This is a genomic window from Pseudomonas sp. PME37.24/006, assembly GCF_055556635.1.
Genome location: NZ_JBVHNL010000001.1, coordinates 920274 through 942583, shown reverse-complemented (window position 1 = coordinate 942583; position 22310 = coordinate 920274). Strand labels below are relative to the sequence as shown.

Genomic DNA, 22310 nt, shown 5'->3' with positions numbered 1-22310 from the left:
CTCCTGTGTTTGGAGTACAAATTCTGCTGGCAGGCTCGCTTGGCCGGTATCGGTCATTTACCCGACCCAGAGGCTTTTTTCATGGTTAGTGCGTTGCGCTTCGACGTCTCGTTAAACGCCGCACTGGGAGCTATCTCCCAGGTTGGCGACCTCAGTATGGGACAGCCCCTCGGGCACTCCTTGCGCGTCGCCAGGCTGGCGCAGATGCTGGCACAAGCCATGCACGGCGAGGGCAACCACCTCGCGGTAGCCCAGCAGGTCGCCTTGCTGCGCTGGTCCGGCTGCACAGCCAATGCCGATGGCTTCGCCCACCTGCTGGGAGACGATGTGGACGGCCGCCGCGCGATGCTCGACCTGACCCTGGGCGCCGAGCAGATGAGCGCGGTGCACCAGGCAACTCCACTCGCCGTCGTGCACTGCGAGGTGTCCGGCGAAATTGCCAAGACACTCGAGCTCGGCGCGGCGGTCGAGTCGGGAGTGTGCCGGGTATTCGAAACCTACGACGGAACTGGCCGCCCCCTGGGCCTCACCCACGAACACATCCCGGAAGTGGCTTACCAAGTCGTGCTTGCCGGGGACCTGGACATTCTCAGCCGAGCCCACGGCCTGGACGCGGCGTTGCGCTGGATCAGCGAGCAGTCCGATCGACGCTACCCCGCGCCCCTCGCCGCCCTGCTCGTACGACATGCCAGGGAGTGGTTGAGCGATCTGGACACCACACCCGACACGCTGCTCGACAGGGAGTCAGTAGGCGCAGTGTCGTTGACCCTGGTGGGGGACGTGATCGACCTGAAGCTCCCCTGGCTAGCGGGGCACTCGAGGCAAGTCGCACATGTCGCCGTGGAAGCCGCGCGCTTGTGGGGGCTGCCTGAGCCCGAGTTGATGGACATCGGCAAGGCCGCGCTGATTCATGGTCTCGGCCGAGCTGCGGTTTCCAACCATCTCTGGAATACCGCAGGGCCGCTGCCCTACGGCGCAGCGGAGCGCATCCACCTCGTACCCTACTGGACGCACAAGGCCTCCAGGCAGATCAGCGAGCTGGCCGTGCCCGGCGAGATCGCTGCCCATGCTTACGAGCGGCTCGACGGCAGCGGCTACTTTCGCGGTGCAGCGGCCGACGCCCAATGCCCTGCTTATCGATTGCTCGCCACCACTGTCGCCTGGGTGGCGCTGAGGGGTGCCCGCCCCTGGCGACCGGCTTACAGCGAATCGGAAGCGGCCAGGCTGCTCAAGCAGGATGCCAGCCGTGGGTTGTTCGACGGAGAAATCTGCGACGCGGTGATCGCCGCTGCACGGGGCGAACGGCGGCTGCCTCAGCCGAAAAGTATGCTGCTCACCGCACGTGAATGCCACATCCTCCTGGAGATCAGCCGTGGCGCCAGCAACAAGGAAGTGGCGCGCCGTCTGGAAATCAGCCCCAGCACCGTGGGCACCCACATGGAAAGCATTTTTCGCAAGCTGGGCTGCTCCACCCGAGCGGCGGCTACCCTGAAGGGGCTGACCCTGGGTCTGATCTCCTGATTCCCGACATGGGCGGCGTCCAGCTCGCTCCCACAGGGAAACTCAAGTAGGAAGTCAGGTCGGCTTAGCGAGTTCGTCCTTGCCTGGCAGGCTGGCGCGAGCCATGGCGATGAATGCCTTGAGTGCGGCAGAGGGATTGCGACGATTCGGATAGTACAGACACAGATTGTCTCTGGGCGGCGTCCAGTCTTCGAGTACCCGCTCGAACTTCCCGGTCTCGATCTCGCCCTGAACATCCTGCTCGAGGAAAAAACCGAGCCCCACACCCACCTGCACGACAGCCATGGCGATGCTGGATTCATCCAAGGTGAGCTGGCCGTTCACCTCAAGCCTGATCACGTCCCCTGCTCGCTCGAAATGCCAGGGATAGATCGCCCCATTAGGCAGGCGGATGCGAATGCACTGATGGTCGAGCAGATCAGCGGGGCTGCGCGGCCGGCCGTGCTTGTCGAAGTACGCTGGCGAACCGACCACGGCGTAGCGTTGCGGCTGGCCAATCGGGATCACGATCATGTCACTGGGGACGAGGCTCACGGAACGTACGCCCAGGTCGAAACCGTCCGCGACGATATCCACCAGACGCCCCTCGGTAACCAGGTCGATGTGCACCTTCGGGAAGCGCTGCACAAACTCCAGCATCAGTGGCAGCAGCGCAGTGCGAGCACTCGCGAATGCGTTGATGCGCAAAACGCCTGAAGGCCCAGCATTGTGAGAGCGCACCGTTTCCAGTGCAGTGCGCACGTCCTGCAAGGCCGGGCCCACCTGCTCCAGAAACATCTTGCCCGCCTCGGTCAGAGACACGCTGCGGGTCGTGCGATTGAACAGCCGGGTTTCGAGATTCGCCTCCAGCCTGGCGATGGTATTGCTCAGCGCGGTGGTTGAAACGCCCAGGTCGATAGCCGCCTGCCGAAATGACGCCCTACGTGCCACGGCCACTACAGCGTCCAGGTCATTGAGAGCGAAGCGAGGATCTGGCATCGAATTATCCTGATTTTCGGGACTAGCCATTAACGTCCATCCCAGTTGAGCAAACTATCAACCAGGCGGCAAGATCGTACTCGTGCCCCCACAAACCGCGAGACAGGAGATCAACCCGTGAATCCTCAACTTCCCGAAGCCGTGAAGGCTTACTTCGAAATCAGCAATGGTAGCGACGCGTCACGCCTTGCAGGCTGTTTCAGTGCAGATGCCACGGTGACCGACGAAAACCGAACGCATCGGGGCATCGAGGCAATCCACGCCTGGCAACACGAAGCGCAGCAGGCATTCACCTACCAGGTCGAGCCACTGGAAGCCGTACATCGAGATGGCCGACTGGTGGTAACCGCACAGGTCACCGGCAACTTCCCCGGCAGCCCGGTAAAGCTGAATCATCTGTTCCTGCTGGAAGAGGGTCGGATTCGCTCGCTGGAGATTGCGCCATGAACCTTGACCTGAGCGGCAAGCGAGTTCTGGTTACCGGCGGCACCAAAGGCGTCGGAAGCGCGGTAGTCGATCTGTTCCTCGCCGAAGGCGCGAAGGTGATCACCTCGGCCCGACAGACAACCCGCGACATGCCGGAAGAATTGTTCGTTGCGGCAGACCTCTCGACCGTGGAAGGTTGCGAAACGCTGGTAGCGCAGGCCAAGCGGCGCTTGGGCAGCGTGGACATCATCGTTCATGTCCTCGGTGGTTCGTCGTCGCCTGGCGGCGGGTTCGCGGCGCTGGGCGAAGAGCATTGGCAACGCGAGCTCGACCTCAACCTGCTTCCGGCAGTGCGTCTGGATCGCGCCCTGCTCCCGGAGATGCTGGAGCGAAAACAAGGCGTCATCATCCACGTGACGTCCATTCAGAGCCGGCTGCCCTTACCCGAAGCCACCACGGCCTATGCCGCTGCCAAGGCGGCGCTGTCGACCTACAGCAAGAGTCTGTCGAAAGAAGTCTCGCCAAAAGGTGTGCGCGTAGTGCGGGTATCGCCGGGGTGGATTGAAACCGAAGCGTCGGTCGCCCTGGCAGAGAGGCTGGCGAGCGAGGCCGGTACCGACTATGAAGGCGGCAAACGGATAATCATGGATGCTCTGGGCGGTATTCCACTCGGGCGCCCTTCGACGCCATCGGAGGTGGCCAATCTCATTGCGTTCCTGGCCTCGTCTCGTGCGGCATCCATCACGGGCAGCGAATTTGTCATTGATGGCGGAACGCTGCCAACTGCCTGACCGCATTGGCACGTTCAATCTCCTAGCCGTCTATCCACTCGATGGCGAAGAGTTGGTGAGTGGTGAGCCTGCCTTGCTGGCATTGCGGGATCCGAACATTGTCCGCTCTCGGCCAGGCGGGCGACATCTTTTCGCCGACGAACCCAGCCAGACTGAATACAATATGCGTCTGACTATCGCAGGCCATGAATGTGGCTGCACCGGACAAGGAACCCGCCTCCATGGCCTCCCCTGACAAACAGCAAAAACGCGCCCAGCGGGCCAAAGCCAAGGCCAAGCAGAACCGCATGGGCAAGCCGAAGCCCAATGTCCTGCATCCGGTTCTGGCCAACCCGCTGATCAACGAACCGTTCGATGATGTCGAAATCGACCTGAGCACCTTCGACTTCAAGGACATCGAGGAGAACGGTTTCGACCCGGCACATTTCGATGACCTGTTCCAGACCATGAAGATGGCCGAAGGCATCAGCCTGTTGGCGATGTGCCTGGTGTTCCTGCAATACCCGGTGCTGGAACTGGTGGTCGCCGAGGAAGATGAAGACCCGGCGACCGACTTCATGATGGGCCTGCTGATCGTCTACCGCGGGATCTTTCACGATGACGACGAGGACGCGGCAGTGGCCTGGATCGGCAGCGATGCCTTCCAGAACGCCTACAACGAAGCGTCGATGCTCCTGCAGAAAAGGAATGCACGCGCCAGTACCCACGCCTGAGCAGTTTGCCCCTTCAGCGCCTGACTGGGGCTACGCCCCCAGCCGCCACCTTCGATAATCCCTGCACGCTCAATCCTGGTCGAAGCGAACACGCGCTGCGCGAAAATCCTCTGCGTGCTCCAGCAGCCAGGTCCATAGCGGCACCATGTGCACCAGAAAACTTCGACCCAGCGGGGTCAGTTGGTAATCGACACGTGGCGGCACCTCGCCGTGATCACAACGGGCGATCAATCCGTCCCGTTCAAGTTGTCGCAGGCTACGGGTCAGCATGCGCTGGGTAATGCCCGGTAGGCGCCGGCCGATTTCTGCATGCCGCAGTTTTCCCTCTACTCCCAGTGTATGGACGATACCCAGCGACCAGCGATTGCCCGCATGAGTCAGAACCTCACGCTTGAGCCCGTCGTCCTCGTCACTGAGTGCGTCGCAGGTGGCTTGAGATAAGCGAATTACCTCTTCTTCGGTCATTGCGTTCATGCGGTATCACTCGTGTGCCTTCTTCTGAATGTTCGCCAATGGTGACAGGATAAAAAACTTCCTGATCATTCACTGCGAGTAACCGATGCAACCACACTCTTCAGTTAAAACCGACAACATTCTCGTCCTGGGCGCGGGTGAACTCGGCATGGCCGTGCTCCGCGAACTGGCGGCCCAGCCGGCAGCGCGGGTAACGGTGATGCTGCGAGCATCCGCTCTTGATACCGGTTCAGAAAGCAAACGCCAGACGCTCGAAGAACTGAGCACACTGGATATCGAAGTGGTATCTGCAGATGCCGCAAACGACTCCGAAGAAAAGCTCGCCGCGTTGTTCAGAGGTTTTGACACGCTGGTCAGTTGCTTGGGGTTCGCAGCCGGGGCAGGCATACAGCGCAAGCTGGCCAGGGCAGCACTAATGTCGGATGTGAAGCGTTATGTGCCCTGGCAGTTCGGCGTGGATTACGACCTGATCGGCCGCGGCAGCCCGCAGAACCTGTTCGACGAACAGCTGGACGTGCGCCAACTGCTGCGCAGTCAGTCACGGGTGCAATGGCTGATCATCTCCACCGGCATGTTCACCAGCTTTCTGTTCGAACCTGCATTCGGCGTAGTGGATCTGAGCCGGAACACCGTGCGCGCGTTGGGCAGCTGGGACACTGCCGTGACGGTCACCACACCGGAAGATATCGGCCGCCTGACGGCTGCCATCCTGTTCGAGCCGGAGCTGGTCAACCAGGTCGTCTTCACCGCGGGCGACACCCTCACCTACCGGCAACTGGCGGACACCGTCGATCAGCTACTCGACCGCAAGGTCGAGCGCGTGGAATGGACGGTGCCCGCGCTCAAGGCCGAGCTGGCTGCAGCACCCGATGACTCGCTGCGCAAGTACCGGGCGGTGTTCGCCGAAGGTAAAGGCGTCGCATGGCCAAAGGTGGACAGCTACAACGCACGAGCGAAGATCGATACCGTCGACGTCGCGCAATGGATCGAACGGCATTTGCGCTGATACGTGGTGCTGCGTGTTCCGGCAAATAGCCGACGCTTGAACGCACCGCCGTCGCAAAGTCCAGCTAGACGAGCTTTGATCTCGATCTGGAAGCCGGCCAGCCAAGTTACGCCCATGCATGTCAGCGTCGGATGCGGAGTTCGGACGTCGTACTCACCAAGCAGTTTTCTACCGAGCGTCAGGAGGCACTCAGCGGTAGAAATGTCATAGCGTACGTAACGGGCCCGGACGAGCATTTCTGATTGCACTTGGCGGGCGTCGATGGAGTGGAGTTGCTCGACGATGGCCAGGGAGGCCCTTTCGCACGGATTGCGGAATGGGTTTCCCGAACAGCAAGCTCGCGAGTAACCATTTGAAGGGAGCCTCTTCATGGGCGCCATCGAGCCCAAGCTGCTACGCGGTCATACGCTGGTCGATCACGTGGATTGAGATTAATGGGACTCTGCCAATGAGCTGCAACGGGTAGCCGCAAGGTTCAGGCATCGGAGTTCGGGCAAAAATGGCCTGATCGCTGAAACATCCCAAGCCAACGTACGAATCGCCACCCCGCATGCCGATGTCGTATCGTCCTGCTGCCACCAGACGCAATACGGTCTTTCGAGAGGAGTGATGCAGACATGCGGGATCAGACGCTGGAACGCTTGCAGCAGCTAGGATGGGAATTGCCCACACCGCCCCGTCCGCTCGGGGCCTACCGTGCAGTGGTAGATGCTGGTTCGCTGTTGCACATTTCCATGCAGGGGCCAATTGTCCAGGGCAAGCCCTCGATTACCGGGTTGCTTGGCCGCGAGATCTCTATCGAAGCGGGTCAGGAGGCAGCCCGGCTCAGCGTGCTGAATGCACTGGCCCAGGCGCGTGCCTACCTCGACAGCCTCGATCACATCAGACAGGTGGTACGCCTGGATGCCTATGTGGCCTGCGAAGACGCGTTCAGCCGCCACCCCGAAGTAATCGACGGCGCGTCGGAGTTGCTGGCCCAGGTCTTCGCAGAACGCGCTGGCCACGTGCGCACCGTATGTGGCGTTCGTAACCTGCCAGGCAACGCGTCCGTCGCACTGGCGCTGGTTCTCGAGCTACAGCGATAGGTGGATGCCGATAACCACCGATCCTACCGACAACATCAGCCGAATCGATGATCAAAATGCGCAAAACGCATTCGAATGCCGGGCGTAATCCAGATAGCCTTGGCTTCGAATGCATTTGCTCATGATGCCGATAGCGAGGAATCGATGACCCAACCCCCCTATGTACCGCCCAAAGTCTGGCAGCACCTTGAGCCTTCCGGTGGCCAGTTCTCCAAGATCAACCGACCCGTTGCCGGGGCGACACACGAGAAGGAGCTGCCGGTCGGCAAGCATCCGCTGCAGCTGTATTCGCTTGCCACGCCCAACGGCGTGAAGGTGACCATCCTGCTTGAGGAGCTACTTGCACTGGGGCATAGCGGTGCCGAGTACGATGCCTGGCTGATCCGTATTTCCGATGGCGACCAATTCTCCAGCGGCTTTGTCGGCGTCAATCCCAACTCGAAGATTCCAGCACTACTCGACCAGAGTGCGGATACCCCTATCCGCGTGTTCGAGTCCGGGTCGATCCTGCTCTATCTCGCGGAAAAATTTGGCGCGTTCCTGCCGAAAGATCCAGCTGGCCGTACCGAAACCCTCAACTGGCTGTTCTGGCAAATGGGCTCTGCGCCCTACCTGGGTGGCGGCTTCGGGCACTTCTATGCCTATGCGCCGGAGAAGTTCGAGTACGCAATCAATCGCTTCACCATGGAAACAAAACGTCAACTGGATGTACTCAACCAGCGACTCGCCGAAAACCGCTACTTGGCGGGCGACACCTACACCATTGCCGATATTGCCGTGTGGCCCTGGTACGGCGAACTGGTGAGGAACAACGTGTATTCGGCTGCCGAATTCCTTGCTGTTCATGAATACCCGCATCTTCTGCGCTGGGCCGATGAAATCGCCAACCGCGAAGCAGTCCAGCGCGGCAAACGCGTCAATCGCACCTGGGGCGACGAAGCGCAGCAAGTGCCCGAGCGGCATCAGGCTTCGGATCTGGACAAGTCCTAAGGCAGTAAGGCCCTCGGCGAAGGCCTAGGGCCTCCAATTGGACGCGTTTGTTTCGACCAGCGCGCCAAAATCCAGCAGGAAATAAGCGAGTAGAAACGAAAAAGCCCCAATGCTTTTCAGTATCGGGGCTTTTTTTGATATGGCGGGAAGATAGGGATTTGAACCCTAGGTACCATCGCTGATACAACGGATTTCGAATCCGTCCCGTTCGGCCACTCCGGCATCTTCCCAGGCGGCGCGCATGATATCAGCAGAAATCGGTTTGGCGAAGCCCGTCGGGCGATTTTTTTCGGTTGGTTTCAATTGCTTGCCTCATTCGGCCAACCAAAAAGTGGCAGCTAGCCGCCCTCGTTCGGGCCTTAGACCTTGAATACGAAGCCTCGCAGGCCGCAGCGGCGTTAATTGGTATGGCACTTGCCACCTGCTTGCCAGCGTTCAGTCAGGATTCGGTGTGCTCCACTCGGCGGATGCTGGCTTGTCGGTCAGGCAAAATACTGTACATTTGAACAGTGTTTTTTCTGCCATCCGATTGCCATGTCTTCTGTCGTAGCCCTCGATCATTTGCTCAACGAGCGCCGTATCTGGCGTGGCCAGAGCGTTGTCGCGCCCAGCGGCTACCAGCCCACAGGCAACCCTGCGTTGGATGCGGCGCTGCCTGGTGGTGGCTGGCCGGAAGCGGCGTTGAGCGAGCTGCTGATCGCGGCGCCGGGCATTGGTGAGTTGCGCCTGCTGTTGAAGACGCTGGCGCGTTTGAGCGCTGCTGGTGAGCGGGTGGTGCTGGTCGCTCCGCCCTACCTGCCTTACCCCAGTGCGTGGCTGGCGGCTGGAGTGGAGATGAAGCAGTTGACGCTGATCCAGGCGTCTGCCCGGGATGCTTTGTGGGCTGCCGAGCAGTGTTTGCGCTCGGGCAGTTGCGGTGCGGTGGTGCTCTGGCCGCAACGCGCCGATGATCGTGCCTTGCGGCGCCTGCAGATCGCCGCAGAAACCGGGCAGACACTGGCCTTTGCCTACCGCTCGCTGCATGAGGCGCAGAACCCTTCGCCGGCGGCCTTGCGCCTGACTATCGAAGCGCAGCCGGCTCAGGTGCGCGTGCTCAAGTGCCGTGGCGGGCAGCCTCCGGCGCACGCGTTTCCCCTGAGCGCCTGGGGTCGATGACATGCGCTGGGCCTGCATTCTGCTGCCACAACTGGCCATGGACGGGGTATTGCGTGGCCGCGAAGACGCCGACACGCCGCTGGTGCTGCTCAGCGGCCCAGCGCAGCGGCGCCTGTTGCAGGCGGTAACCCCGTCAGCCCGGGCGCTTGGCCTGCGCCCGGGGCAGACGCTCACGGCTGCGCAGTCGCTGAACTGCGCGTTCGCCAGCGCCGAGTACGACCCTGCGGATATCGAGCGCTGGCGCAACTTTCTCGCCGCCTGGGCCTACGGTTTCAGCTCCCAGGTCAGCCTGCACTACCCGCGCTGCCTGCTGCTGGAGGTGCAATCCAGCCTGGCCCTGTTCGGCCCCTGGCCACGCTTAGAGGCGCGCTTGCGCAAGGAATTGACGGCGCTGGGCTTTCGCCATCGCATCACCCTGGCGCACAACCCGGCCGCAGCGCGCATGCTCGCCAATCTCCACGACGGCCTGGCGGTGACGGACGAACAAACCCTGGGCCAGCAGATCGCGGCCATGCCTCTGGATCGCATCGGCCTGCCCGTCGAGCTGCTCACGGCCCTGACGCGCATGGGCCTGCGCCAGGTGCGTCAGTTACAGGCGCTGCCTCGTGACAGCCTGGCGCGGCGTTTTCCTGCCGAGTTACTGAGTCGCCTGGATACCCTGCTGGGCCTGCGCCCGCTGGCACTGGATTATTACCGGCCACCGGATGTGTTCGATACGCGCCTGGAGCTGCACTTCGAGGCGGAATCGACCCAGGCCCTGCTGTTTCCATTACGCCGCCTCACTGCGGATCTGGCCGCCTACCTGGCGGGGCGGGACTGCGGCGTGCAGCGTTTCGTGGTGCACCTGGAACACCGCGAGGGTGATGACAGCCTGCTGCCGGTGGGCCTGCTCAGTGCCGAACGGGAAGCGGCGATGTTGCTGGAGTTCACCCGTGGCCGTCTGGAGCAGTTGCAACTGCCGTCGCCGGTGCTGGCGATCCGCTTGGTGGCCAATGATCTGCCGGTTTTCGTGCCGCACCACCAAGCGCTGTTCGACGAGCGCCCGCAGCAGAGCCTGGGCTGGGAACAGTTGCGCGAACGCCTGCGGGCACGCCTGGGTGACGACGCCGTACAGGGCCTGAGCGCCCATGCCGATCATCGCCCCGAGAAAGCCTGGCGCACGCAAACTATGGGCAGCGCCGTTACTGGGCAATGCGGTGCCCGGCCCAGCTGGCTGCTGCCGGAGCCTCAGGCTCTGCATGAATCCGGGCTGCGTATTCTCACGGGCCCCGAGCGCATCGAGTCCGGCTGGTGGGATGGCGAGGACGTACGCCGCGACTATTACCTGATCGAGACCCGTAATGGCCAACGCGGCTGGGCATTCCGCGCGGTCGGCGAAGATGGCCCACTGCATCTGCACGGATGGTTCGCATGAGCCAGGTGGCCTACGCCGAGCTGCACTGCCTGTCGAACTTCAGTTTTCAGCGTGGCGCTTCCAGCGCCGAAGAGCTTTTCGAGCGGGCCAGACTGCTGGGTTACCGCGCCCTGGCGATCACCGACGAATGCACCCTGGCTGGAATCGTGCGCGCCTGGCAGGCGGCCAAGAAGCACGAGGTAGATTTGATCGTCGGCAGCGAGATGACGCTGGAGAACGGCGCCCGGTTGATCCTCCTGGCCGAGAACCTGACTGGCTACCAGGCGCTGTGCGGGCTTATCACCCGAGCTCGGCGACGTGCGGAAAAAGGCCGCTATAGGCTGCTGATCGATGACATTCCCGCAACGCCGGAGGGCTTGCTGGCCATCTGGCTGCCAGGCCCGGATGACCACGCCACGGCCGGAGCCTGGCTGCAGGCACGCTTTCCCGAGCGCCTTTGGCTAGGTGTGGCGCTACACCGTGGCGCCGATGACCGGGCGCACCTGCAACATTGTCTGGGCCTGGCCGGGCAACTGGGTATCCGCGCGGTTGCCTGCGGTGACGTGCACATGCACGCCCGTGGCCGCCGAGCCCTGCAGGATTGCATGACGGCGATCCGTCACCACTTGCCGGTGGCCGAAGCCGGAGCCTATTTGTTCGCCAATGGCGAGCGCCATTTACGCCGCTGCGAGGAGCTGGCCGAGCTTTACCCGCCGAGGTTGCTGGCCGAAACCTTGCTTATCGCCGAGCGCTGCCGGTTCGATCTTGGCGAACTCGAGTATCAGTATCCCCATGAACTGGTTCCCGCAGGTCACAAGGCCAGTTCCTGGCTGCGCAAACTGGTCGAGGACGGTATTCCCGGTCGTTGGCCGAAAGGCCTCAGTGACGAGGTACGCGGCCGCATCGAGTACGAACTGCAACTGATCAGCGAACTGGGTTACGAGAGCTACTTTCTCACCGTGCACGATATCGTCCGTTTCGCCCGCGAGCAGTCGATCCTCTGCCAGGGCCGCGGTTCGGCCGCCAACTCGGTGGTGTGTTTTGCCCTTGGCATCACCGAGCTCGACCCAATGCACAGCAAGATGCTGTTCGAGCGCTTCCTGTCCCGAGAGCGTAACGAGCCGCCGGATATCGATGTGGACTTCGAGCATGACCGCCGTGAGGAAGTCATCCAGTACGTGTTCCGCCGCTATGGCCGCGACCGGGCGGCACTCACTGCGGTGGTCAGCACCTATCACGGTGCCGGGGCGATTCGTGACGTGGCCAAGGCCCTGGGTTTGCCGCCAGATCAGATCAACGCCCTGGCCGCCTGCTGTGGCCGCTGGAGCGACCGTATCCCCGATGCCGAGCGCCTGCGCGAAGCCGGCTTCGATCCGCAGAGCAAGGTGCTGCATCGCGTGCTGGTGCTGGCCGGCGAGTTGATTGGTTTTCCCCGTCACCTCTCGCAGCACCCTGGCGGCTTCGTGATTTCCGAGCACGCGCTGGACACGCTGGTTCCGGTGGAAAACGCCAGCATGGCCGAGCGGACGGTGATCCAGTGGGACAAGGACGACCTCGACGCCGTTGGCCTGCTCAAGGTCGACGTGCTCGCCCTGGGCATGCTCAGCGCCCTGCGCCGCTGCTTCGACCTGCTTGCCGACTACCGCGGCAAACACTGGACCCTGGCCACACTGCCCCAGGAGGACAAGGCCACTTACGAGATGATCAGCCGCGCGGACACCGTGGGCGTGTTCCAGATCGAATCCCGCGCACAGATGGCCATGCTGCCGCGCCTGCGTCCCGCGACCTTCTACGATCTGGTGATCCAGGTAGCCATCGTGCGGCCGGGGCCTATTCAGGGCGATATGGTGCATCCCTACCTGCGTCGGCGTAACCAGGAAGAACCTGTCACCTACCCCTCCGACGAACTGCAGCCCGTCTTCGAGCGCACCCTGGGTGTACCGTTGTTTCAAGAGCAAGTGATGGAGCTGGCGATCATCGCCGCCGATTACACCCCAGGCGAAGCGGACGAGCTGCGCCGCTCCATGGCGGCCTGGAAGCGCCATGGTGGCCTGGAACATCACCGCCAGCGCCTGACCGAGCGCATGCTCGAGAAGGACTATCCGCTTGAATACATCAACCGCATCTTCGAGCAGATCAAGGGCTTCGGCAGCTATGGCTTTCCCGAGTCCCACGCGGCCAGCTTCGCCCTGCTCACCTATGCCAGCTGCTGGCTCAAGTGCCATGAGCCGGCGGCGTTCGCCTGCGCGCTGATCAACAGTTGGCCAATGGGCTTCTACAACCCCGACCAGGTATTGCAGGACGCCCGCCGCCATGGCTTGCGCATTCACCCGGTGGATGTGCGCTACAGCCAGTGGGACTGCACCCTGGAAGCCATCGACAAATCACAACCGGCGATCCGCCTCGGCCTGCGCCTGGTGAAGGGTTTTCGTGAGGACGATGCCCTGCGTCTGGCGGCCGCTCGCAACGTCGCGCCGTTCAGCGATATGGCCGACCTGTGCCAGCGTGCCCGGCTCGACAATAACGCCCGGGTGCGGCTGGCCGATGCTGGCGCGCTACAGGCGCTGGTTGGCCATCGCCACCAGGCGCGTTGGGCCATCGCCGGTGTCGAGCCGCAACTGCCGCTGTTCGCCAGCCTGCCCGCACAAACGGAAACCGCCATCGAGCTACCGCGCCCCAGCGTCGGCGAAAACCTGCTGACCGACTACGCGACGCTGGGCACCACCCTCGGCCCGCATCCGCTGTCGCTGCTGCGCAGCAAACTCAGGGCCGCCCGTTGCCGCAGCCGCAACGAACTACAGCACGTGGAACCGGGGCGCATGGTCAGCGTGGCTGGTCTGGTCATCGGCCGTCAGCGCCCACAGACCGCCAGCGGTGTGACCTTCGTCACCCTGGAAGACGAGTTCGGCATGATCAACGTACTGGTGCGCCTGGAGCTGGCCGAGCGCCAGCGCAAGACGCTGCTGCAGGCTCGCTTGCTGCGTATCGATGGGCATCTGGAGGCCGCCAATGGCGTGCAACACGTGATAGCCGGAAGACTCGTCGATCTGACCGACTGGCTGCTGGGGCTGGATGTGCGCAGCCGGGATTTTCATTGAGGTTGGAGTAGATGAACCCCTACGGTTGGTGGGCTAAAGCCCACCCTACCCCCAGGTGCATCAACCGTAGGGTGAGGCTTTAGCCAACCAAAGCCATTCAACGCCGATGGTGGCCGGAGGTTAAGAGCATGCGGTTCAGCACCTCGGGCTGTGGGCGTTTTGGGTGGTGGGCTAAAGCCCACAGCAAAAACGGATCGCCAATTACCGCAGGGCTATCGCTTATGGCTCGCGACGCATGCCGATATGCGGAATGTCATCTTCCAGATATTCGTCAGTCACTGCGACGAAACCGTAACGTCCGTAATAGCCCTGCAGGTGCGCCTGGGCTGACATGTAAACCGGCATGCCGGGCCAGTGCTGCGCGCAGCCTTGTAGCGCCTGTTGCATCATGCCGTGACCAAGGCCGGTGCCACGTGCGCTGGCGGCGGTCACCACGCGGCCAATGACGACTTCGCCATCGTTGAGCGCCGGGTCGAGCAGGCGCAGGTACGCCACCAGTTCATCGCCCTGCCAGCCCAGCAAGTGGCAGGTATCGCCCTCCAGATCGCGACCATCGACTTCCAGATAGGGGCAGTTCTGCTCGACCACGAATACCTGGGTGCGCAGCGCCAGAGCTGCGTACAACTCGGTTTTGCTTAGCTCGGAGTGAGGCTTGAGGTGCCAGGTGACGGACATGATCGGCTCGCGAAAATAGGCTGAAAGACGGGGCCGAACTTTAAGCCTATTTCGTCATGGATAAAACAGTGGCTACTGCTCGATAATCTGCCCACGCAGGGCAGCCAGGCGCGCCAGTAGCCGGTTCTGGGTCGGCGTTGGCACGCCTTCGCTTTCCATCGCCACCTGCAGGTTCTCGACCAAGGCATTGAAGTGACTCGGCGTCAGTTTCTGGCCTTTGTGGCTTTCTTCGAGGGTGTCGCCGGTGTAGACGCACGGCCCGCCAGCGATCACGCAGAACTTATCAACCAGCTTGTCGCGCAGGCCGGCGATATCGACCTTGGCAAAGAAGTGCACGATGCGCTCATCGCGCGCCACGTTGAGCAGCATGCCCTCGACGATGCGGGTGATGCCGGGCTTCTCGCCCAGCTCGCGGTACAGGCTGTCGTCCTTGGCTGGCTGCTGCGCGCAGCCGATCAGCAACAGCAGCAACAGTGCCGCAACGCAGAATGAACGCAGCATGCTCAGAAACTCCCCTGCACGGACAGATAGGCACCGTTCTGGTTATCCAGCGTGGCGATCTCGCCCAGCCGCGCATAAGCCAGCACCACGGCCAGGTGCTTGTTGGGAAAGTAGCCGATGAACAGGTCGGCCCAGTCGCTTTCCCCAGCGAAGTTGAGGTTGTCCGGTTTCTCCCGATATTCAACACCGACGGCCCACTGCCGATTGAGCAGCACCGCCACTGAACCTTCCTTGAGCACCGAATGGCGATCGCGCCGGTCACCGCCAAAGCCGAGCAGGCCCAGCTCGTTGGCGCGGCTGTAGCGCACGCCACCGTTGAGCAGCAGGTTGTAGCCGAAGGCGCCACCGAGAATCAGCCGGCTGGCGGTCAGGTAGCCTTCGGTGTCCTCATCACGCTGGGCCCCGATCAGACTGGGGATAAGAAAATCCTTCTGCCGCTTGTACTGAATGCCCAGCGACACTTGGGGTAGCTGGTCATAGATGAGGTCACCAAACAGCCGCACCTTGAGGCCGAATATATCCTGACTGAGGCTGTTTTCCGGCAGGCTCAGGTTACGCGCCAGATTGCCCAGGTCGAAGCGCTGGCGAGCGTAGGACAGCTCGATGCGATTGCCGTATGCGGCCGCCACACCGGCCACGTCAAGGCGGTAGTCACCGGTTTCCACACGTGTGGCGAATACGTCTGCGCCCCACTCGCCCTGCTCGCCATAGCCGGCCAATACCGCCCAGGGCGTGATGCCGCCACCAGCAGCGCCTTCCAGACTGCTGGCGCCGCCCGTGGCCAGCAGCCGCCCTTCACTGGCGACAGCGGCCGTGGTGAGCATTCCAAACAAGAGGGCGCCGGTCAGTTGGGATAAGGCCATGATCAATACACCAGAGAAACGGGGGATGTTAACGGCCGCTGCATCCAGGCCTCGAAGGCTTGCGCCGCCAGTGGCCGGCTGATTAGGTAGCCCTGCACACTGTCGCAATGCCAGCGGTCGAGCAGATCCAGGCTGCGTTGCAGCTCGACGCCTTCGGCCACCACCTTGAGGCCCAGGCTGTGGCTCATTTCGATGGTCGAACGCACGATCACCGCATCCTCGCTGGTGTCGTGCAGGTCGCGGATGAAAGTTTGATCGATCTTCAGTTCCTGCACCGGCATGCGCTTGAGCTGCGCCAGGGAAGAATAGCCGGTGCCGAAATCATCCACCGACAGGCCGATGCCCTTCTCGCGCAGGCCATGCAATACCTGTAGCGCCACAGCAGGATTGAGCATCACCCCGCTCTCAGTAATCTCAAAGATCAACTGCGAGGCCGGTACTTTGTAGTGCGCCAGGAGACGGCCGACTCGCGTGGGCAATTCGGCGTCGATCAGATCCTCGGTGGATATATTCAGCGAGAGTTGCACCACCTGCCCGCGTTGGCGCCACTCCTGCAACTGCCGAACACCTTCTTCGATCACCCAGGCGGTCAGTATCTGGATGCTGCCGGTGCGCTCCGCCAGCGGAATGAACTCGCCCGGAGAAACCATGCCGAACTGCGGGTGCTGCCAGCGCAGCAGGCCTTCGGCCTGCATTTTCGACGGGTTGCGGATGTCCAGCTTGGGTTGGTAATGCAGCAGCAGTTCGTCCTGCTGAGCGGCACGGCGCAGGTCGCGGATCAATTGCACCTGGCGCTGCTGGGCAACATCGCGGCCACTCTCATACACCTGAATTCGCCCCACCAGATGCCCGGCATCCTGCATGGCGATGGCGGCACGGCGCAGCAACTCTTCCGGTGTAGCACCATCGGTGGGATAAGCGGCGATGCCAATCCGGCAGTCCAGAGCAACATTCACGTTGTCGACCCGAAAGGGTTTCATGGAAAGCTGTTGAACACGATCCGCCGTAGCAACCGCGCTGTCGACGTCGGTACCTTCGAGCAGCAGCACGAGCTCATCACCGACCAGACGTGCCAAGCTGTCAGCCGGCCGCAATGCCGCCTTGAGTCGGTTGGCCAACTGCTGCATGACAAGATCACCACCACCGGCCTCGCAGCTCTCACAGACCGTGCGGAAATTTCCGATTCCCAGGTACAACAGCGCAATATGGCGCTTCGCAGTGATGGCGCTACCCAGACGCTCCAGTGCCAGATTACGGTTGGGCAGGTCGGTCAATGGATCGTGCAGGGCGTTGTGTGCCAACTGCCGCTCACGCTCGGCGATACCCTGTTGCATGCTCTGAAAGGCCTTGGCCAGGCTGCCCAGCTCATCAGCACGATCGAGCGCCAGCGGCACCTCATAGTCACCTTGTCCGATTCGCTCCGCAGCACCAGCCAGGCGGCGGATCGGTTGCGACAGACTTCGCGCCAGCAACAGTGCGCCGACCAGCGAAGCCAGCAATGCGACTACAGCGATGAAGAGGATTTTCCGGTTGAGGGCCGCGATCGAACCGCGCGCCTGCTCCAATGAACGCTGCAACAATGCCTGCACGCGGAAGCCGTCGCCGCTGGCGAGCACCAGACGCTGCACCAGAAAGGGCTCGCCGCCATGCAGCACTTCACCGCTGTCGCCCTCGAAGGCGATCATCGGCATATCGTCCAGGGTGCTTATACGCACGTCGGGCTGCCCTTCCATGGTGCCGGTCAGGGTCAGTTCCAGGTGAGTCAGCTGGTTCAGTTCACGGGCGAAGCTTTCATCGATAGCAAAGCCCATCACCAGCCGAGCAATGGGTAACGGCGCACTCACTGTGGCCTGCACCAGTAGATAAATGCTGCCATCGAAAGGCATCAGAAAGCTCTGCCCCTGACTGCCCAGTTGCGCGTTGATCTGCTCGGCCCGCGCCGTAGACAACGGCGCCAGGGTACTGGCCGTCAGCTTGCCATCCATGTCGAACATCATCACCACGCCAGCATTGATGCGCGCGCCATGATTGAACAGTGCCGAGCGGATGGTCGCTTCGTCGCCGCTGGCCACTGCTTCGCGAAAACCGAAATCGGTGGTCAGCACCTGCACTGCGTCTCTGAGCTGTCGCGAGTGCACATCGAGCAACTGCCCGAATACACCGGTACCGACATCCAGTTGCTCGCGTGCCTGGGTGCGAATCGATGCGTTGGTCGCCGCCTGAACGGCGAAATACAGCGCGCCGATCACCACAAGCAGTAGCAGGATCAGAACGCTGGCGATGCGCGCCTGGAAACTAGTGCGAACCATGTTCCACGGCTTTCTTGAAGGCATCCCCGAAAGCGCTTGGCGGCGCACCAGGCGGCTCGGTTTCGCTCGGTGCTTCAACCGGCAACTGGAAGCGCTGTTGCACTGCGCCAGCCTCGACCTTCAGGGCACCAGCCTGTTGCGGCATCATGTCCGGCAAGGCGGAGTGCCACAGAGTTACGCGGTAGTCTCCCGCGGGCAGATTGTCGATGACCACCTTGCCCTGGGCGTCGCTGACGGCGAACCAGGGGTCGTCGGTGATGTACACGTAACCGACCATCCAGTCGTGGATATTGCAGCCCAACACCACTAGCCCTGGCTTATCGAACACGATTGGCGCACTGGGTGTGCCCTGGTAGAGGCGTAGCTCGAAACGCTTGGGCGCCGAGAACGAGTAGACGTGATGACGAATATCGTCGCGATTCGGGAAGGTCACCGCAGTGCCGGTACGTACAGCCAACACAGCGGGCACGAAGCGCATGTCCTGCTGATCAATCACCGCCTTGCCAGGTGCCGCGGCGCCATTCGCAGGGCCGTGCAGGGTAACCACTGCGTTGGCCAGCGGCGCACCCTTGGCGTCGACCAGCTCACCTTGCAGGCTGGCAGCCTGGGCAACGGCCAGCGAGGCGAATAACCACAGAGGCAATGCGAGGAGAAAATGTTTGGTCATGATGAACTCGTCCAGAACACGCCAACCTCGTACCAAGGTCGCCACACCGGCCCCTCCAGCAATCTGAAAGGGCTGCTGGAAAGATTAGCTGGATGAGTGAAGAAGTTCACGCTTTATTGGATCGCCAGAAAGGCAAAAGGCCATCACTCGAAAAATAACCGCCGGCAGCCCATGAACCGCCTGCCTGAAGAGCTTTATGCGCCGCCGCGCAGTCGCTTAGGTGTAAGCCCGAAGTAGCGCCGCATGGCAGTGGTCAAGGCACTCTGGCTGGAGAAGCCGCACTCCTCGGCGATGCGGATCAGCGGCAAATCACTCTCGCGCAGCAGCCGTGTGGCACGGTCGAGGCGCGCCTTGAGCAGGTACTGATGCGGTGTGAGGCCAACACTATCTTTGAACTGCGCATGGAAGTGGCTGGGGCTGAGGCAGACGACATGAGCCAATTCCGCAACACTGATCCGTCTTGCCAGGTTATCGGCGATATAACCGTCAAGACGCTGCACATCCATCGAGCCATGGCTACGTCCAACCGACTCGCCAAACAGGCGTAGATGCAGAGCACGCAACAGCACACCACCAAGGGAACGAGCCAGCAAGTGATCACTGCCGTAGCGTTCCAGCTCGGCACCGGCGTAACAGAGCAAGTGCTGAAAGTCGGCATCCAACTGCGGGTAACGCGGTGTATCGAACAGGTGGCCGAGCAGTTGCAGATCCTCGGCGGACATATCCTGCTCGTTGAGGTCGACGATCAGCATGCGGTTGTCACCGATCCCCGCGAACTGGTGGTCGGCATCGCCCGGCACCAGGCAGGCACGCATTCGGCACACCTCGCCACCACGCCCGACCACCTCGAACTCGGCACGCCCCGACACCGACATCACCAATTGATGATGGTCGTGAGTGTGTTCGTGGGCCTGGTCGTCCAGGCGCATGAGGCGGGCGTTGAGCATGATTCGCAACTCGATGGGCCAAGCGCGCACTCTACCGCGTTGCATGGAAAAACTGTATGGGCCACGACCGGTGGAATGACGGCCATTGCACGAAACACCCCGCAAGCATTCCGAGAACCCCACGCGCGTGCAGATTGTGGGCAGAGGAGCGAATAAATATTGAAAAAAGCCGGCGCCCCCCCATCTAACACTCAACGTGAAAAGACAGGTGCCGCATGAACGAGACGCAAGATATCGAGATCGCTTCGGAGCAGACCAGCCATAGCCTGATGCTGCCCGGCCAGAACCTGCCGGACAAACTCTATGTGATTCCGATCCACAATCGGCCGTTCTTCCCGGCACAGGTGCTGCCGGTCATCGTCAACGAAGAACACTGGGCGGAAACCCTGGAGCTGGTCAGCAAGACCGAGCACCGTACCCTGGCCCTGTTCTACGTTGATCAGCCGGTCACCGACCCGCGCCACTTCGACACCTCCACCCTACCCGAGCATGGCACCGTGGTGCGCGTGCACCACATCAGTGGCGACGACGGCAAAATGCAATTCGTCGCCCAGGGCCTGACCCGCGTACGTATCCGTGGCTGGCTCAAACACCATCGCCCGCCTTACCTGGCCGAGGTCGAATACCCGCGCAACGACAATGACTCGCGTGATGAGGTGAAAGCCTACGGCATGGCGCTGATCAACGTGATCAAGGAGCTGCTGCCGCTCAACCCGCTGTACAACGAGGAACTGAAGAATTACCTCAATCGCTTCAGCCCTAACGATCCATCGCCACTGACCGACTTCGCTGCCGCGCTGACCACCGCGCAATCGAAGGTGCTGCAGGAAGTGCTGGATACCGTGCCGATCCTCAAACGCATGGAAAAAGTGCTGCCCTTGCTGCGCAAGGAAGTGGAAGTGGCGCGCCTGCAGAACGAGCTGTCCGCCGAGGTGAACCGGTCGGTGGGCGAGCATCAGCGTGAGTTCTTCCTCAAGGAACAGCTGAAGATCATCCAGCAGGAGCTGGGCATCACCAAGGATGACCGCAGCGCCGATACCGAACAGTTCAGCCAGCGCCTGGAAGGCAAGACCCTGCCTGACCAGGCCCGCAAACGCATCGACGAGGAAATGAACAAACTGTCGGTACTGGAAACCGGCTCACCCGAATATGCCGTTACGCGTAATTATCTGGACTGGGCCACCAACGTGCCCTGGGGCGTGTTTGGCAAGGACAAACTCGACCTCAAGCATGCGCGTAAGGTGCTCGACGACCACCACGCGGGCATGGACGACATCAAAGAACGCATCACCGAGTTCCTGGCTGTAGGCGCCTTCAAGGGCGAGATCGCCGGCTCCATCGTCTTGCTGGTCGGACCGCCCGGTGTCGGCAAAACCAGTATCGGCAAATCCATCGCCGAATCCCTGGGTCGCCCTTTCTATCGTTTCTCGGTGGGTGGCATGCGCGATGAAGCGGAGATCAAGGGCCACCGCCGCACCTATATAGGCGCCCTGCCCGGCAAGCTGGTACAGGCGCTCAAGGATGTCGAGGTGATGAACCCGGTGATCATGCTCGACGAGATCGACAAGATGGGCAGCAGCTTCCAGGGCGACCCGGCCTCGGCACTGCTGGAAACCCTCGACCCCGAACAGAATGTCGAGTTTCTCGACCACTATCTGGATCTGCGCCTGGATCTGTCCAAGGTGCTGTTCGTGTGCACAGCCAACACGCTGGATTCGATTCCCGGCCCGCTGCTCGACCGCATGGAAGTGATTCGCCTCTCCGGCTATATCACTGAAGAAAAACTGGCCATCGCCAAACGCCACCTGTGGCCCAAGCAACTGGACAAGGCGGGCGTATCGAGCAAGCAACTGACGATAAGCGACGGCGCCCTGCGCGCGCTGATCGAGGGTTATGCCCGCGAGGCCGGTGTGCGGCAACTGGAAAAGCAGCTCGGCAAACTGGTGCGCAAAGCCGTAGTGAAGCTGCTCGAAGATCCGCAGAGCAAGGTCAAGATCGCCGCCAAGGATCTTGAGCAATACCTGGGCATGCCGGTGTTCCGCAGCGAGCAGGTGCTGTCGGGTATCGGCGTGATCACCGGCCTGGCCTGGACCAGCATGGGCGGCGCCACGCTGCCGATCGAAGCAACGCGGATTCACACCCTCAACCGTGGTTTCAAACTGACCGGCCAGTTGGGCGAGGTCATGAAGGAGTCGGCGGAGATCGCCTACAGCTACGTCAGCTCCAACCTGAAGACCTATAAGGGCGACCCGACCTTCTTCGATGAGGCCTTCGTGCACATGCACGTCCCCGAAGGCGCCACGCCCAAGGACGGCCCGAGCGCCGGCGTCACCATCGCCAGCGCCCTGCTCTCCCTGGCTCGCAACAAGGCACCGAAAAAAGGCGTGGCCATGACCGGCGAGCTGACCCTCACCGGCCAGGTGCTGGCCATCGGCGGCGTACGCGAGAAAGTCATTGCCGCACGCCGGCAGAAAATCTACGAGCTGATCTTGCCGGAGGCCAACCGCGGCTCCTACCAGGAACTGCCGGACTATCTCAAGGAAGGCATCACCGTGCATTTCGCCAAACGCTACAGCGATGTCGCCAAGGTGCTGTTCGACTGACACAACGGCTTCACACCTAGCAGCCCGCCCCGCGTATTTGATGCGGGGCGGGTGCTTAGCGTACGGCCGATGTCCAAAGGGCGGCTGGAGCAAACTTGCCCGCGACTATGTAGTA

Annotated in this window: 19 protein-coding genes and 1 tRNA gene; 11 read left to right on the top strand and 9 right to left on the bottom strand. The window is 61.9% G+C overall.

From position 1 onward, the window contains the following. The first annotated feature begins 81 nt into the window (after positions 1 to 81). A complete protein-coding gene (locus ACZ3GY_RS04290; RefSeq protein WP_465909049.1) occupies positions 82 to 1521 on the top strand; it encodes an HD domain-containing phosphohydrolase in 1440 nt (479 codons plus the stop codon). 54 nt (positions 1522 to 1575) lie between these two features. Here the strand turns inward: ACZ3GY_RS04290 and ACZ3GY_RS04285 are convergent, their stop codons facing one another. Further along, complete coding sequence (locus tag ACZ3GY_RS04285; protein WP_463564065.1) at positions 1576 to 2499, bottom strand: LysR family transcriptional regulator; 924 nt, start codon at positions 2497 to 2499, stop codon at positions 1576 to 1578. 117 nt (positions 2500 to 2616) lie between these two features. Here ACZ3GY_RS04285 and ACZ3GY_RS04280 point away from each other — a divergent pair, with 117 nt between their 5' ends. The 3 genes from ACZ3GY_RS04280 to ACZ3GY_RS04270 all read left to right on the top strand — a co-directional run bounded on the left by ACZ3GY_RS04280 (position 2617) and on the right by ACZ3GY_RS04270 (position 4429). Continuing rightward, positions 2617 to 2946, top strand: coding sequence for a nuclear transport factor 2 family protein (locus ACZ3GY_RS04280; RefSeq protein WP_465909048.1), 330 nt, complete (start codon positions 2617 to 2619; stop codon positions 2944 to 2946). Continuing rightward, positions 2943 to 3716, top strand: a complete 774-nt coding sequence (locus ACZ3GY_RS04275) for an SDR family oxidoreductase (protein ID WP_465909047.1) — start codon at positions 2943 to 2945, stop codon at positions 3714 to 3716. The genes ACZ3GY_RS04280 and ACZ3GY_RS04275 overlap by 4 nt, the downstream gene beginning before the upstream one ends. Before the next feature lie 221 nt (positions 3717 to 3937). Then, positions 3938 to 4429 (top strand): hypothetical protein, encoded by a 492-nt coding sequence (locus ACZ3GY_RS04270; RefSeq protein ID WP_465909046.1) that lies wholly within the window; start codon positions 3938 to 3940, stop codon positions 4427 to 4429. Between the two features lie 69 nt (positions 4430 to 4498). Here the strand turns inward: ACZ3GY_RS04270 and ACZ3GY_RS04265 are convergent, their stop codons facing one another. Then, a complete protein-coding gene (locus tag ACZ3GY_RS04265) occupies positions 4499 to 4894 on the bottom strand; it encodes a winged helix-turn-helix transcriptional regulator (protein ID WP_465909231.1) in 396 nt (131 codons plus the stop codon). A gap of 94 nt (positions 4895 to 4988) precedes the next feature. Between ACZ3GY_RS04265 and ACZ3GY_RS04260 the strand changes: the two genes are divergently transcribed. From ACZ3GY_RS04260 to yghU, 3 genes are all read left to right on the top strand, one after another. Next, complete coding sequence (locus ACZ3GY_RS04260) at positions 4989 to 5909, top strand: aromatic alcohol reductase (protein ID WP_465909045.1); 921 nt, start codon at positions 4989 to 4991, stop codon at positions 5907 to 5909. A 617-nt stretch (positions 5910 to 6526) separates the two neighbouring features. After that, a complete protein-coding gene (locus tag ACZ3GY_RS04255; protein ID WP_465909044.1) occupies positions 6527 to 6994 on the top strand; it encodes a RidA family protein in 468 nt (155 codons plus the stop codon). A 144-nt stretch (positions 6995 to 7138) separates the two neighbouring features. Beyond that, positions 7139 to 7984, top strand: coding sequence for a glutathione-dependent disulfide-bond oxidoreductase (gene yghU, locus ACZ3GY_RS04250; RefSeq protein ID WP_465909043.1), 846 nt, complete (start codon positions 7139 to 7141; stop codon positions 7982 to 7984). Positions 7985 to 8124: 140 nt separating this feature from the next. Here the strand turns inward: yghU and ACZ3GY_RS04245 are convergent. Next, positions 8125 to 8214, bottom strand: a tRNA-Ser gene (locus ACZ3GY_RS04245). Positions 8215 to 8518: 304 nt separating this feature from the next. Here ACZ3GY_RS04245 and imuA point away from each other — a divergent pair. Genes imuA through ACZ3GY_RS04230 form a run of 3 tightly spaced genes read left to right on the top strand, consistent with a single transcriptional unit; the run spans position 8519 to position 13630 of the window. After that, positions 8519 to 9139, top strand: a complete 621-nt coding sequence (gene imuA, locus ACZ3GY_RS04240) for a translesion DNA synthesis-associated protein ImuA (RefSeq protein ID WP_465909042.1) — start codon at positions 8519 to 8521, stop codon at positions 9137 to 9139. Position 9140: 1 nt separating this feature from the next. After that, positions 9141 to 10553, top strand: a complete 1413-nt coding sequence (locus ACZ3GY_RS04235; RefSeq protein ID WP_465909041.1) for a Y-family DNA polymerase — start codon at positions 9141 to 9143, stop codon at positions 10551 to 10553. Then, positions 10541 to 13630 (top strand): error-prone DNA polymerase, encoded by a 3090-nt coding sequence (locus ACZ3GY_RS04230; protein ID WP_465909040.1) that lies wholly within the window; start codon positions 10541 to 10543, stop codon positions 13628 to 13630. The genes ACZ3GY_RS04235 and ACZ3GY_RS04230 overlap by 13 nt, the downstream gene beginning before the upstream one ends. 219 nt (positions 13631 to 13849) lie before the next feature. Here ACZ3GY_RS04230 and ACZ3GY_RS04225 read toward each other — a convergent pair whose 3' ends face one another. The 6 genes from ACZ3GY_RS04225 to ACZ3GY_RS04200 all read right to left on the bottom strand — a co-directional run bounded on the left by ACZ3GY_RS04225 (position 13850) and on the right by ACZ3GY_RS04200 (position 19592). Next, entirely contained in the window at positions 13850 to 14305 is a 456-nt protein-coding gene (locus ACZ3GY_RS04225) for a GNAT family N-acetyltransferase (protein WP_465909039.1), read from the bottom strand. Positions 14306 to 14377: 72 nt separating this feature from the next. Beyond that, complete coding sequence (locus ACZ3GY_RS04220; RefSeq protein ID WP_465909038.1) at positions 14378 to 14806, bottom strand: group I truncated hemoglobin; 429 nt, start codon at positions 14804 to 14806, stop codon at positions 14378 to 14380. 2 nt (positions 14807 to 14808) lie between these two features. Next, positions 14809 to 15675 (bottom strand): DUF3034 family protein, encoded by an 867-nt coding sequence (locus tag ACZ3GY_RS04215; protein WP_465909037.1) that lies wholly within the window; start codon positions 15673 to 15675, stop codon positions 14809 to 14811. Then, a complete protein-coding gene (locus tag ACZ3GY_RS04210; RefSeq protein ID WP_465909036.1) occupies positions 15672 to 17978 on the bottom strand; it encodes a bifunctional diguanylate cyclase/phosphodiesterase in 2307 nt (768 codons plus the stop codon). Before ACZ3GY_RS04210 ends, ACZ3GY_RS04215 begins: the two co-directional genes overlap by 4 nt. Next, a complete protein-coding gene (locus ACZ3GY_RS04205) occupies positions 17965 to 18645 on the bottom strand; it encodes a methylamine utilization protein (protein WP_465909035.1) in 681 nt (226 codons plus the stop codon). Before ACZ3GY_RS04205 ends, ACZ3GY_RS04210 begins: the two co-directional genes overlap by 14 nt. 194 nt (positions 18646 to 18839) lie before the next feature. After that, a complete protein-coding gene (locus ACZ3GY_RS04200; RefSeq protein ID WP_465909034.1) occupies positions 18840 to 19592 on the bottom strand; it encodes a helix-turn-helix domain-containing protein in 753 nt (250 codons plus the stop codon). Between the two features lie 215 nt (positions 19593 to 19807). On the opposite strand from ACZ3GY_RS04200, the gene lon reads away from it, so the two are divergent. Continuing rightward, entirely contained in the window at positions 19808 to 22195 is a 2388-nt protein-coding gene (gene lon / locus ACZ3GY_RS04195; protein ID WP_465909033.1) for an endopeptidase La, read from the top strand. Positions 22196 to 22310 lie beyond the last annotated feature (115 nt).